The sequence below is a fragment of the Kribbella sp. NPDC051936 genome, from assembly GCF_040680955.1.
GTDB lineage: Bacteria > Actinomycetota > Actinomycetes > Propionibacteriales > Kribbellaceae > Kribbella.
In genome coordinates, this window is the sequence record NZ_JBFAXS010000011.1 from 310,023 (window position 1) to 322,972 (window position 12,950).

The following is a 12,950-nucleotide window of genomic DNA, read 5'->3' on the forward strand; positions in this document are numbered from 1 at the left end:
CTGCGTCGTACCGGCTGGCGAATGACCCATTGGGCCGCCTACGGTTGCGCACAGAAGTTCTACAGAGGGTTGCGGTCAGCGAACCGGGCAGGAAGGACGTCGGGGCCGGATGAAGACGCAGGACAGGCCGCTCGATCAGGACGACCTGGCGATGGCGGATCTCGCCGAGATTCCGGACTGGACCGTGATCGCGGGTCCGGACGGCGACGAGGCCGGGCCGGAGGTCGTGCGCGCCCTCGTGCACCGGGTGATGGGTGAGACCGCCTGGGAACCGTGGCCGCTGCAGGCCGGTGAGGTGATCGGCGCCGACATGGTCTCCTGGGGATTCACCACCCGCCGCGGCACCACGATGATCGTGTTCGACGGGCTGGCGTTCCCCGACTGCCCCGACAGCGGCTGGTCGGCGTACGAGATCGGTCCGGACGACATCGCCGCCGCCGAATTCGGGCTGGACACGCACTGGCCGGACCACCTCGCGCTCGCCACCAAGCACTGGGGACAGCCCGACTACGTCGGCGACGAGAGCAGCCCGACGTTCGCGGACGAGTGGGAGCCCGGCGCCGGGACCGGCCGCCGGCACCTGGCCGTCTGGCTGCGCCCGGGCGCCCAGATCCACCTGTACAGCACGAAGCCCAGCAAGGACCCGCTGACGACCTCGGTCGGCGTCAACTACGCCGTGTACATCGACTAGGAGACCCGATGAGTGAGCCCTCGCAGGAAGGCACCGGCGTTCGCGCCAGGTACTCCCGTTGGCGCGCCACGTCGCGGGGTCGTAAGACGCTGAAGGCGGCGTACGCGCAGGCGGCCCGCGACGTGATGCGGATGGACCCGGCGGTCCGCGAGCGGATCGGTCGCGCCAACATGACGCAGTCCGACCTGCAGCAGCTGGCGAGCCTCCACGTCGACGCACAGATGCGCCCGGATCGGTATGCCGGTGTCTCGGAGCGGCTCGGTCAGCGGGCGAGCGACCGGCTGGCGGAGGCGGGTCCCGCCCCCAGACAGCCCCGCGTGTCCAGGACCAGGAATCCGGTCCGCAGGCTCGCCCGCCGGTACTCACGCTGGGGGCGGAACGAACGTCGGGGGACGAAGGCGCTCAAGGCTGCCCTGACGCAGGCGGCGAAGGACATCAAACGGACCGATCCGTCCGTGCTGCAGGCCATCGGCCGATCGACGCTGAACAGCGCGGACCTCGCGGCGCTGGCCTCGAGCCGGATGGACGAGGTGTTCCGGCCGGAGGGCCGCTTCCAAGGGGTGCCGGGGCAGCAGAACGGTGCCGGACGGCAGGGCATCCAATCCCGGGACGCGGTCCGGCAGACGCCTCAGCAGTCCGAGCAGGTGGCCCAGCGGATCGCGGCGCTGCAGCAGTCGATCCTCGAGAGCCAGCAGCAGATGCTCACGCTGATGGAGGAGAACAACCGCCTCCAGGCCGAGATGCGTCAACTGCTCGAGGCGCGCGTCCAGCAACTCCAGCAGGAGAACGCCGGCACGGACCCTGCCCTGGAGCCCGGTCGGGATCAGCAGCGGGAAGGCGTCAATCAACTCGAGCCGGGCACCGGCCAGGAACCAGGCGAGCGCGCCGAAGGCGGACCCGAGACCGGCGAGACCGCCGAGCCCCGCGCGACAGGTGAAGCCGAGATCGGCGAAGCCGGCGAGCCCCGCACCACAGGCGAAGCCGAGACCGGCGAGACCGCCGAGCCCCGCACCACAGGTGAGGCCGAGGTCGGCGAGCCGCGGGCCGCGGGCGAGGTCGGGGGCGACAACGGGCCGCAGGTCGGTGAGGGCGGAGAGCCGCGGACGCCTCAGGCCGGCCCGGAGGTCGACGGCGCGGAAGCGCGGAACCCCGCCGAGGCCTGGACCGTCTCGTCCGAAACCCAGGGCGAGTCCGCGAGGTCCGCCGAGGCACAAGAAGGCCTGCAGCCCACCGGCGACCTGGACGCACCCGCGGCCGGCACGCAGGACCCGGCAACCACGCCAGCACAAGGCGTCGCCCCCCAGCAACCCGGCACGGACCAGCAACTGCCCGGGCAGCAACCGCAAGAGCCCGCGGCCGGGGAGGCGCCGAGAAGAACGCCGTCCACCCGCCGGGAACTCGTGGCAGACACACCCGGGCCCGTCACCATCGATGCCGAGCTGCTGCGATCTGCCGGCAAGGTCACGGTCACGGTCGATCCGAACTGCACGCAAGCGAGGCTGGAGATCTCGACCGCCGACACCGAGGGGCCTTCGGCCGAGGCGGTGCAGCGCGCAACGCTCGGGCAGAGCCCCGACGGCGTACTCTCCGCGAAGGTGGCCGGCACCTCGAACGGCAGCGTGATCACCACCGGGAACGGTATCCAGATCTCCGGATACAGCGGTTCGATCCAGGTCAACGGCGTGCAGATCAATGGCGATGGCTCCGCGACCCCCGCCCCGTCGCCGATCGAGGTGACCGCCGTCGTGCCGCCCGGGAGTGATCTGAGCGCGCTGACCCAGAGCGCCGACATCGAGGCGAGTGGCCTCGACATCGTCGAGGCACGAAGCCAGTCGGGCGATGTGCGGGTGGACACCGCCCAGAACGTCGCCGCTGAGACCCAGTCCGGAGACGTATCCGTCGACCGGGCGCAGAAGGTCGATGCGAGGTCACAGAGCGGGGACGTGCGGGTCGGCCGCGTAGAAGGCGATGTGCGGGCGAAGACACAGAGCGGGAACGTTTCGGTCGACCAGTTCGCCGGCGGGTCAGCGCGCGTCGGCTCCATGTCCGGTAATGCCCGGATCCATGTGGTCGATCGGGCCGAGAACGGGCCCCGGATCGTCCGCGCCGAGTCGATATCCGGCAACGCGACCATCAGCACCTCGAGTGAAGGGGTCGCGCAGAACCTGAACGCCGACGCGACGTCGATGACCGGTCGCGCCAGCGCGCCGCCGCGTGCGTCCACCGCACCGCTGCACCAGTCGGGCCAGTCGAGCCAGTCCGGCCAGGGCGCCAGACCGGACCACCAGATGCCGGGCCGGCAGTCCCCTACGGCCCGCGGCCCGGCCTCGGAACGGTGACACGGACATGACACGGACATGACACGGACATGACACGGACACTGCCGCGGACCACAGGGGTTGTCAGAAGTCGGTCAGCGTCAGCTGCGTTTCGACTGGAGTGCCTTCGGTGAGGTTCTCCGCGGTTCGGATCGGCTTCTTGACGGGGAGGACGTAGGCGCCGGTCTTGCTCGGGAACACCGACGTCTGCCACGTGCTCCCACCAACCGTCACCGTGACCCGCACCGACCCGAAGCCCTTCCGGCGGCCCGCGGTGAGCGCCGCGATGTCGTCGCTGATCTCCTCGGGAACGGTGACGAAGTACCAGCTGCCCTCGCCCGGGTACTGCCACAGCGGTGCCGTGAACCGATAGCCCGGCGCCGTCATTCGGTGACCGGGGCGCCGCGGCGGGCCAGGATGGCGGAGGCGGCGTCCAGGAGGATGGCCCGGATCTCGGCGTCCGAGACGGCCAGGTCGAGCTCGGCCGACATTGCGGCACCGATGGTTTCGACCGCGGCGGCGGCCCGCAACCGGTCGGCGGGCGTCGGGTCGGGGCCGGCGAGCCAGAGCTGGAAGCGCCGGGACTGCGCGATCAGGATGTCCAGGTCGTCCCCGAAAGCGGCGAGCACGGCGGCGATGTCGCGCATCAGCGTCGGCCCGGTCGAGCGGTGCGCGATCACCACGTCGACGTACGCCGCGAGCAGTTCGCGCTCGTTGTCCGGCGACCACGGGAGGTCCTCGACCTTCCGCAGGACGGCGAACACGTCGTCGAGGAACGTCCCGACGATCGCGCGCAGGAGCTCCTGTTTCGACGAGTAGTGGTAGTACAACGACGCCTTGGTGATGCCGACCTGCTCGGCGATCTCCCGCAGGCTGGTCTTGTCGTACCCCTGGCTCGAGAACAGGGCGACCGCGGCGCGGTGGATCGCCGCCTTGGTATCGCGGGAACTGGTCGCGTGCTGCACGTCACCACCTTCTCACCTTCACTTGCCTACCGACCGGCAGGTAGTCTACCTACCGACCGGCAGGTAGACAGAAAGGTCTCGGGGTGTTCACCAGACTCGGACGCTTCGTCGTCCACAACCCGTGGAAGGTGATCGCCGCGTGGGTGGTCGCGGCGGTGGCCGTGATCGCGTTCGCGCCGACGCTCGCGGACGTCACCACCAAGGACCAGGCGGCGCTGCTGCCTGACAAGTACGAGTCGGTGCAGGCGCAGAAGCTGGCCGCCGACACGTTCGGCCAGACCAACGACGCGACCGCCAGCATCGTCGTCAAGCGCGGCGCCGGCGGCGAGCTGACCGCGGCAGATCAGGCCAAGGTCACCGAGCTCGCCGCCAAGATCAGCGCCGCCGAGATCGATCGGGTGACCGCGGCCGTCACCGGCCCGCAGGCGGTCTCGCCCAACAAACAGGTGCAGATCGTCAGCATCGGCCTCAAGGGCGCACCGGACGAGCAGGCCGTGCTAGACGCCGTCCAGAAGGTCCGGGACGTGACCGGGTCCGCGCTCACCGGCGCGGACCTCGAGTACGGCGTGACCGGCGACGCGGCGCTGATGCTCGACAACCAGGACGCGTTCGAGAACGCCTTCATCGTGGTCGGGATCGCGACCGTCGTGCTGATCATCGGCCTGCTGCTGGTGATCTACCGCAGCCCGGTCGCAGCGTTCCTGCCGATCCTCACGGTCGGCCTGGTGGCGGCGATCGCGCCCGGCCTGATCGCGCTGGTCGCGAAGGCGACCGGCCTGCAGGTCACCCAGGATCTGCAGACGATCCTGACCGTCGTGCTGTACGGCGTCGGCACCGACTACATCCTGTTCCTGCTGTTCCGCTTCCGGGAGCGTCTCCGGGCCGGCGAGCAGCCGAAGGAAGCGCTGGTGAACGCGGTCGCCCGGGTCGCCGAGGTGATCGTGTCGGCGGCGGGCGCGATCGTGGTCGCGTTCAGCGCGCTGCTGCTCGCGGTGTTCGGCGGGTTCAAGAGCCTCGGCCCGGGGCTCGCGATCGCGGTCGCGGTGATGGCCTTGGCGGCGATCACGCTGGTCCCGGCGGTGGTCTCGCTGCTCGGCCCGAAGGTGTTCTGGCCGTCGAAGTCGTGGCAGAAGACCCCGAAGGGCGCGATGTTCAAGCGGCTCGGCACCTTCACCGCGCGCCGCCCGGCGGTGGTCGCGGCGATCTCGGGCGGCGTGATGGTCGTGCTCGCGCTCGGCTCGCTCGGCATGAAGGTCGACTACGACGCGTTCAGCCAACTGCCGGACGGCACCGAGTCGGCGCGCGCGATCAAGGACCTGCAGGCAGGGTTCCCGGCCGGCGCGCTGAACCCGACCACGGTGTACGTGCGCAGCACCGACGGCAAGCCGCTCGATCCGGCCGCGCTGACGGCGTACGCCGGGAAGCTCGCCAAGGTCGACGGTGTCGGCGGGGTCCTTCCGGCCGCCGCGGACGGCAGCCCGGCCCTGCTGAGCAAGGACAAGACCGTTGCCCAGATCAACGTCGTCCTCGACGGCGCGCCGTACGCGAACAGGTCGCTGGACCTGGTCGACGGCCCGCTGCGGGACACCGCGCACGCCCAGGCGCCGGCCGGTACGACCACGCTGCTCGGCGGCGTGACCGCCGGGTACACCGATATCCGGGACGCCAACAGCCGGGACCTGTCGGTGATCTTCCCGGTCGCGGGCGGGCTGATCGCGGTCATCCTCGCGCTGCTGCTGCGGTCGCTGATCGCCCCGCTGATCCTGATGCTCGCGGTGGTGCTGAGCTTCTTCAGCTCGATCGGCGCGACCGTGTTCGTGTTCCAGGGCGCGGCCGGCCACGCGGGCGTGACGTTCTCGCTGCCGATCATGCTGTACCTGTTCGTCGTTGCCATCGGCACCGACTACAACATCCTGATGATCGCCCGGTTGCGTGAGGAGGCCGAGCGCGGGACGGATCCACGGACCGCGGCCGACCGCGCGATCGAGCACGGCGGCCCGTCGGTGGCGGCGGCCGGGCTGATCCTGGCCGGCACGTTCTCGTCGCTGATGCTGGCCGGTATGGCACTGCTCACCGAGATGGGCTTCTCGGTCGCGGCCGGCATCGTGATCTCGGCGTTCGTGATGTCGAGCTTCCTGGTGCCGAGCGTGATCGCCCTGCTCGGCACCCGCGCCTGGTGGCCCCGCCGGCTGAAGGCCCGTCCCGCGGTGGAGGAGCGCGAACTGGAGCCGGTCGGCTGACACAGGCCCGCAGGCTGAGGGGTCCTGCGAGAGTGAACGGGTCCCGGACCACCTGGTCCGGGACCCGTTGCTTGTTCTACTGGTGCTTCAGGCGGACGGTGAAGATCGGCAGCAGGACGTGGACGAGCGGGCCGATCGAGAGGGCGTAGACGACGGTGCCGACGCCGATCGAGCCGCCGAGCAGGAAGCCGGTCGCGAGGACGGTCAGCTCGAGCGTGGTCCGGACCAGGCGGACGCTCAGACCGGTACGGCGTACCAGGCCGGTCATCAGGCCGTCGCGCGGGCCCGGACCGAACTGGGCGCCGATGTAGAGCGCGCCGGCCAGGGCGTTGAGGACGACGCCGGACAGCATGAACACGATCCGCAGCCAGAGCGCGTCCGGGCGGTCGACCGTGGCCAGCGTCAGGTCGGTCACCAGGCCGATCACGATCGCGTTGCTGATCGTGCCGAGGCCGGGCCACTGCCGCAGCGGGATCCACGCGAGCAGGACGACGAAGCTGATCGCGATCACCACGGTCCCGAAGCTGAGCGGGACATGCTTGGTGATGCCGGAGTGGAACACGTCCCACGGGTCCAGTCCGAGGTTGCCCTGGATCATCAGGCCCATCGAGGCGCCGTACAGGGCCAGGCCGACGTACAGCTGCACGAGGCGGCGCGGGAGGTGGCCTGCCTTCAGCTGCTGGATCGGGTTGATGGGCGCGAGCTGGCGCGGCGGGGCATCGGAGGTGGCGGTCACGATGTCCAGTGTCCGGAGTAAGTGGCCTGGTGTTCGATAGCCAATTGCGCGATAGTGGACTGCATGCAAGGGCGTTATCTCCCCGCCAGCACATTGACCGGCCTGCTCGGCGAGTGGGCCGACGGGACCGGTCCGGCGTACCGGGTGCTGTCCGAGCGGCTGCGGCTGCTGATCGCCGACGGGCGGATCATGCCCGGGTCGCGGCTGCCGAGCGAGCGTGAGCTGACCGAGTCGCTGGGCGTGAGCCGGACGACGGTCGCGTCTGCTTATCGGGAGCTCCGGGACAGCGGGTACCTGACCAGTCGGCGCGGTTCAGGCAGCGTGACCGCGCTGCCGTCGAAGGTCGAGCCCGAGCTCGGGCGGCACCATGCGCCGGGGATCGACACCGACGGGCTGGTCGACTTCACCTGCGCGGCACCGGCCGCCGTGCCCGGGATCAGTACGGCGGTCGAGTCCGCGGCTCGTGAGTTGCCGCTCCACCTGGCCACACCCGGATACCACCCGCAAGGCCTGCCGGTACTGCGGGCCGAGATCGCGGCGGCGTACTGCGAACGCGGGCTGCCGACGACCGCGGACCAGATCGTCGTCACCGCCGGTGCGCTCGCCGCGACGTCGATCGCGGTGCGGGCGATCACCCAGATCGGCGACCGGGTCCTGACCGAGAGCCCGACGCATCCGAACTCGGTGGACGCGATCCGGCGCAGCGGCTGCCGCGTGGTCGCCGTGCCGACGTCGCCGGGCGGCTGGGACCTACCCTTGCTGGAGGCAACCATTCGGCAGACGGCACCGCGGGCGGCGTGGATGGTCGTCGACTTCCAGAATCCGACCGGTTTCCTGATGCCGGCCGCGGACCGGCAGCGGCTGGCGCGGGCGTTCGCCCGGTCGCGGACGACGGCGATCGTGGACGAGACGTTGTTCGAGCTGTCGCTGGACGGGCAGGAGATGCCGCCGCCGTTCGCGTCGTACGACCCGGACGGCGTGATCACGGTCGGCTCGGTGAGCAAGTCGTTCTGGGGTGGGCTGCGGATCGGGTGGATGCGGGTGCCGGAGGCGCTGGTCGCGCGGGTGCTGGACGCCCGCGCGTCGATGGACCTCGGTGCGCCGGTGCTGGAGCAGCTGGTCGTCGCCGACCTCCTGCGGCGCCGCTCGACCCTGTTGCCAGAGCGCCGGGCCACGCTGGCGCGGCGGCGGGACGCGCTGGCCGCCGCGGTCTCCGCCGAGCTGCCGTCCTGGAAGTTCCGCCTGCCCGGCGGCGGGTTGTCGCTGTGGTGCGAGCTGCCCGAGCCGGTCGGGTCGAGCTTGGTCGGCGTCGCCCAGCGCAACGGCGCCCTGCTGGTCGCCGGGTCCCGCTTCTCCCCCGACGGCGGCCTCGAATCCTTCATCCGCCTCCCGTTCACGCTGGACGAGGACGCCCTGCGCGAGGGCGTACGCCGGCTGGCCGCGTCGTACGACTCGCTGACCACCGCCCCGGCCCGCCGGACCGGGGTGATGATCGCCTGAGGCGGACGCCCATCACCCACCAACCTCCGGCCCGGGCGCCGCGACACGCTCAGCTGCGGTGTCCGGACGCTCTCCGACACCGGTTGATGAGTGATGCAGGTCCGCCCCGGCACGTCATCGTGCCGTAAGGGGTGCGGGGAAGGTTCGCCTTACCGCGGGCGTTGGGAGACTATGAGAGTCACTCTGCGAGAGGCGTGAGAATGTCGTTCTTCACCCGCAACACCGCCATGGTCGAGCCGGAGGCCGCGCTGCCGGGCCGACCCACCCCGGGCTTCGCCGTACCGGACGAGAACATCGTCCTGCACACGCCGCAGACCGCCGCCGCGCCCGAGGGGTTCGAGGAGGTCTGGTTCGGCACCGGATGCTTCTGGGGCACCGAGGAGATCTTCTGGCAGCAGCCGGGCGTCTACACCACCGCCGTCGGGTACGCGGGCGGTTACACCCCGAACCCGACGTACGAAGAGGTCTGCACCGGCCGCACCGGCCAGGCGGAGGCGGTCCGGGTCGTCTACGACCCCACCAAGACCACCTTCACCGACCTGCTGAAGGTGTTCTGGGAGACCCACGACCCGACACAGGGCATGCGGCAGGGCAACGACCTCGGTTCGCAGTACCGCTCGGCGATCTACTACACCACGGACGCCCAGCGCGCCGAGGCCGAGCGCACCCGCGACCTCTACGCCCCGGTCATCAAGCCCCTCGGCTACGGCGACATCACCACCGAGATCGCCCCCGCGCAGACCTTCTACTACGCGGAGGGCTACCACCAGCAGTACCTCCACAAGAACCCGAACGGCTACCGCTGCCACAGCAACACCGGCGCGCCGTTCCCTTCTGACGCCTGAGCGTCTGACGGGCGAGGGCTCCACCGGTTGGTGGGGCCCTCGTCTTAGGTGCTGCGGCGGGCCAGGTGGATGTGGATCCGGGCGTCGACTTCTACGGTTTCGGGGAGGGCGCGGAGGGTGCGGCGGAAGACCTCGGCGCGGTCGGCGGGGTCCAGCATCACGTACGCCGATACCGTCGAGAGGTATCCGACGTAGTCTTCGGCGCTCACCGTCAGGGACCGTTCGATGACTGCCTGGCGGACGTCGGTGAACGACGCGGTCTGCTGCAGCTCCGTGCCGGGCCATTGCATCGGGCGGTCCGCGGGGGTGCCGTCGGGCGACGGGACGCCGTCGTCATCGAGGTACGGTGCACGGGCCGCGCGCAAGGCCTCGCTGAGGTCCGGATCGGCGGGCCCGATCGGCACGCCGAACGACGTGAACACGCCTCCCGGTCGCACGAGCGCGGCCATGCGGTCCCACCGGCCTTCCGGGTTGGTCCAATGCAGCGCCGCGGCCGCATAGGCCAGGTCGTACGACGAATCCAGCGGCAGGTCCTCGAAGGCGGCCTGCAGAGTGGTGACCTCGGCCGGCACGTGTTTGCGCAACTCCGCGAGCATGGCCGCGTCCGGCTCGGTCGCTGTGACCGCGATCCCTCCCTGCGCGAACAGCCGTGTCGCCTTACCGGTCCCGGCACCGATCTCGAGCGCAGTCCCGAGCGACTCACCGGCGTACGCCGTGATCAGATCGAGGAGCTCCACCGGATAGCCGGGCCGGAACCGCTCGTACGCCTCCGCCACCGACCCGAAACTCAACGCCCGCGCAACCATGCGGGCATCCTGGCACCTTCCGCCCGCCGGCGCTTCTCATTTCTGCTCGTCAGCCTGGAGACTTGCCGGCGTCCAGTTGCTGGGCGAGGTACTGCTGGATACCGATGCGTTCGATGGCGTCGAGCTGGGATTCGAACCAGTCGACGTGGCGTTCCTCGTCGCGGACCATTTCCTCGAAGACGGCGGCGGTGCCGTGGTCGTCGAGGTCGTGGCATTCCTTGGCGGACGCGTTGAACTGGGCCACCGCGGCCAACTCGCCCTCGAGGCCGAGGCGGAGCATCTCCTGGGCGTCCTCGCCGACCGTGACCGCGCCGAGCTTCTGCAGGTTCGGGTGACCGTCGAACAGCAGGATGCGGTTGATCAGCTCGTCGGCGTCCTTCATCTCGTCGATCGAGAGGTCGTAGAAGGTCTTGCCGAGCCGGCCGAAGCCCCAGTTGTCGAGCATCCTGGCTTCCAGGAAGTACCCGTTGATGACGGTCAGCTCAAGGGTCAGCGCCGCGTTGAGAAGCTCGACGACGCGTGGGTTAACCGGTTGCACCTGCCACCTCCGTGAACGGAGTTGCCGAGACCGACCTCCCATGCTGGCACAACAGGCGCTTCACAGAGAAGACGCAGCCCCCGCAGTTCCGCCCCGCCCCGGTCGCCCCGCACACCTGCGCGAGCGTCCGGGCCCCGGCGTCGATGCTCTCGACGACGTCCCGGTCGCTGACGACCTCACAGTGGCAGACGATCACAGAGGTGAGGCTACCCTAACCATCAACTCCGAGCACCATCGTGTCCACGAATGAGACACCATGGGCCGGTGTCGATGAGTGCGAGTCATGAGTTGGTTCCTGGGGCATGGACCGCGCGAGCGGGGCGGGTGGTGTTGCTCAACGGGACGTCGAGTTCGGGGAAGTCGAGTATCGCGAAGGAGTTGCTCGCGACGCTGGACGGCGCCTGGTACCACCTGGCGATCGACCAGTTCCATCGGATCCGGTCCCGCGGGGAGTGGACCGAGGCGGAGTTCCTGCCGGTGTTCCAGCGGACCGTACTGGGGTTCCACCGGGCGGTCGCGGGGATGGCGGCGGCCGGGAACGACGTGATCGTGGACCACATCCTCGGCGAGCGCTGGCGGTTCGAGGACTGCCTCGCGGTGTTCGACGGGTTGCCGGTGCTGTTCGTCGGCGTCCGCTGCTCGTTGCCGGAGCTCGAACGGCGGGAACGCGAGCGCGGGAACCGGACGATCGGCCGCGCCGCCCTCCAGTTCCCGCTCGTCCACGAGCACGGCGGGTACGACGTGGAGGTCGACTCCGAGCGGCACACGCCGGCCGAATGCGCCGGACAGATCCGCGAGCGCCTGGACCAGGCTCCGCCGACCGCCTTCGAGGACCTCCGGCGGGTGCCCCGGTAGCCCCGGGGCACCCCGTGGGTCAGCCGGCGCGGTAGAGGGAGCCGCCGCCGGAGATCGCGATGGCTGTCCGCTTGCCGCCGACGTTGAGGTTGACGATGAAGGTCGTGCCCGACTGGCGAACCGAGTAGGTGACCGTGCCGCTGGCGCGGACCGGGACCACGAAGGACAGGATCGAGGCCGTCCTGCCCGAGCGGGCCAGCAGCAACGTCGGGGCGGACTTGCGGACGAAGCTGCTCGGGTACTGCCAGCCCTGGATCGGGTTGGTCTGAGCCTGCTTGACCAGGATCGCGCCGGGCGGCAGCGCCTGCTTGAACGGGACCTGGAACAGGATCGTCTTCGTGGCGTCCCCGGGCGCCATCGCGACCGCGGTCGTCCGCGAGTACACGCTTGCCCGCTGATCCGACGGCAGGTGCCACAACGTCTGGAACGCCTGCGCGGTCCGCGCCGACGCGCTGTCCCAGGTGACCAGCAGATCCGGGTCCTTCAGCACCAGTACCCGCCGTACCCGGCTGATCCCGCTGCCGGGAGCGTCGGTGAGCACGTACGACTCCGACGTGGTCTTCACCGAGTACGACGCCAGCCTGGTGGTCGGATTCAGCGCCGCCGAGGTCGGAGTCGTCAGCACGCTGTGCGCAGCCGGACTGACCGCCCACGTCCGGTACGCGCCGGCGTTGTACGCGGCGTACCCGCCGTCGACCACGATGTCCCGGCCGCGCGCCGTGTACGTGATGCTGGTGTGGTCCAGGTGCCCGTGGAACGCCCGCGGCGGGCCGTACCTGATGCTGTACGCCGACTCGCCGGTGAACCCGCGCGCCGGATCGGTACCCCACCCGGTGCGCCCGAAGACGTACCCGGCCGAGTAGACCCCCACCCGCCACGGCGGCGCGGAACCCTTCGTGCCCAGTGAACCGGCGTACTCCATCGGCGTACCGCTCCACGGGTACGTCGCTTGCAGCTCGGTGTCGCCGATCTGGGGCAGCTTGCCGAGCGAGTTCGTGGCCAGCGTCAGCCACTTCGCCAGCAATGCTCGCCGGGTCGTGATCGTCGTCCCCGGACTCACCCCGCCGTTCTGCAGCACCGCGGCCGCCCGGCCCCACAAGGAGTAGTTGAACGAGGCGTAGCCGGTCGACTGCTCGTTGGTCGAGCCCTGTGCGTCGATCGAGGTGGTGATGCCCGCGGCGAGACGTTTGACCGCGAGGTTCTTGTAGTCGCTGCGATTGAGGGTGACGCCAACGCCGAAGAGCGCGATGCTCTCGTCGGTGCCGTGGTTCCACGCGCCGCTCCAGTAGTTGGTGAGGAACCGCGCGTGACTGAGCAGCGCCGCGTCCACCCACGCGTACCGAGCCGGGACTGTGGTGACTTTCAGCCCGGACAGGATCGCCTGCCGCAGGCAGATCAGCACGTTGGTGCGGTGCATGGTGGACTCCCACGCGCCGACGTTCGCCTTCCACGAGTA

Annotated in this window: 13 protein-coding genes; 6 read left to right on the forward strand and 7 right to left on the reverse strand. The window is 70.2% G+C overall.

Features of this window, described 5'->3' with window-relative positions; genetic code table 11:
* Window positions 1-109: 109 nt before the first annotated feature.
* Window positions 110-691 (forward strand): hypothetical protein, encoded by a 582-nt coding sequence (locus AB0L64_RS35845; RefSeq protein WP_359926455.1) that lies wholly within the window; start codon window positions 110-112, stop codon window positions 689-691.
* A gap of 8 nt (window positions 692-699) precedes the next feature.
* Window positions 700-3,030: a DUF4097 family beta strand repeat-containing protein gene (locus AB0L64_RS35850; protein WP_363717433.1), complete on the forward strand. Its 2,331-nt coding sequence runs from the start codon at window positions 700-702 to the stop codon at window positions 3,028-3,030.
* A 63-nt stretch (window positions 3,031-3,093) separates the two neighbouring features.
* On the opposite strand, the gene AB0L64_RS35855 is transcribed toward AB0L64_RS35850, so the two are convergent.
* The gene (locus AB0L64_RS35855; protein WP_363717434.1) at window positions 3,094-3,396 is read right to left on the reverse strand and encodes a DUF1905 domain-containing protein; all 303 of its coding nucleotides are present in this window, start codon (window positions 3,394-3,396) and stop codon (window positions 3,094-3,096) included.
* Window positions 3,393-3,974 (reverse strand): helix-turn-helix domain-containing protein, encoded by a 582-nt coding sequence (locus AB0L64_RS35860; RefSeq protein ID WP_363717435.1) that lies wholly within the window; start codon window positions 3,972-3,974, stop codon window positions 3,393-3,395. Before AB0L64_RS35860 ends, AB0L64_RS35855 begins: the two co-directional genes overlap by 4 nt.
* Window positions 3,975-4,057: 83 nt before the next feature.
* Between AB0L64_RS35860 and AB0L64_RS35865 the strand changes: the two genes are divergently transcribed.
* Complete coding sequence (locus tag AB0L64_RS35865; RefSeq protein ID WP_363717436.1) at window positions 4,058-6,214, forward strand: MMPL family transporter; 2,157 nt, start codon at window positions 4,058-4,060, stop codon at window positions 6,212-6,214.
* 76 nt (window positions 6,215-6,290) lie between these two features.
* On the opposite strand, the gene AB0L64_RS35870 is transcribed toward AB0L64_RS35865, so the two are convergent.
* Entirely contained in the window at window positions 6,291-6,950 is a 660-nt protein-coding gene (locus tag AB0L64_RS35870) for a hypothetical protein (protein ID WP_355700401.1), read from the reverse strand.
* A 63-nt stretch (window positions 6,951-7,013) separates the two neighbouring features.
* On the opposite strand from AB0L64_RS35870, the gene AB0L64_RS35875 reads away from it, so the two are divergent.
* Together AB0L64_RS35875 and msrA are read left to right on the forward strand one after the other, a co-directional pair.
* Window positions 7,014-8,450, forward strand: coding sequence for a PLP-dependent aminotransferase family protein (locus tag AB0L64_RS35875; protein ID WP_363717437.1), 1,437 nt, complete (start codon window positions 7,014-7,016; stop codon window positions 8,448-8,450).
* 200 nt (window positions 8,451-8,650) lie between these two features.
* A complete protein-coding gene (gene msrA, locus AB0L64_RS35880) occupies window positions 8,651-9,295 on the forward strand; it encodes a peptide-methionine (S)-S-oxide reductase MsrA (protein WP_363717438.1) in 645 nt (214 codons plus the stop codon).
* A gap of 44 nt (window positions 9,296-9,339) precedes the next feature.
* Here the strand turns inward: msrA and AB0L64_RS35885 are convergent, their stop codons facing one another.
* The 3 genes from AB0L64_RS35885 to AB0L64_RS35895 are packed head-to-tail and all read right to left on the reverse strand — an operon-like array spanning window position 9,340 to window position 10,835.
* The gene (locus tag AB0L64_RS35885; protein ID WP_363717439.1) at window positions 9,340-10,101 is read right to left on the reverse strand and encodes a class I SAM-dependent methyltransferase; all 762 of its coding nucleotides are present in this window, start codon (window positions 10,099-10,101) and stop codon (window positions 9,340-9,342) included.
* Between the two features lie 49 nt (window positions 10,102-10,150).
* Complete coding sequence (bfr, locus tag AB0L64_RS35890) at window positions 10,151-10,639, reverse strand: bacterioferritin (protein WP_363717440.1); 489 nt, start codon at window positions 10,637-10,639, stop codon at window positions 10,151-10,153.
* The gene (locus AB0L64_RS35895) at window positions 10,626-10,835 is read right to left on the reverse strand and encodes a (2Fe-2S)-binding protein (RefSeq protein WP_355477059.1); all 210 of its coding nucleotides are present in this window, start codon (window positions 10,833-10,835) and stop codon (window positions 10,626-10,628) included. Before AB0L64_RS35895 ends, bfr begins: the two co-directional genes overlap by 14 nt.
* Window positions 10,836-10,909: 74 nt before the next feature.
* Between AB0L64_RS35895 and AB0L64_RS35900 the strand changes: the two genes are divergently transcribed.
* On the forward strand, window positions 10,910-11,494 hold the full coding sequence (locus tag AB0L64_RS35900) for an AAA family ATPase (RefSeq protein ID WP_363717447.1): 585 nt from the start codon (window positions 10,910-10,912) through the stop codon (window positions 11,492-11,494).
* 19 nt (window positions 11,495-11,513) lie between these two features.
* On the opposite strand, the gene AB0L64_RS35905 is transcribed toward AB0L64_RS35900, so the two are convergent.
* Window positions 11,514-12,950: heparinase II/III family protein (locus tag AB0L64_RS35905; protein ID WP_363717441.1), on the reverse strand; the 1,437-nt coding region annotated here is incomplete at its 5' end.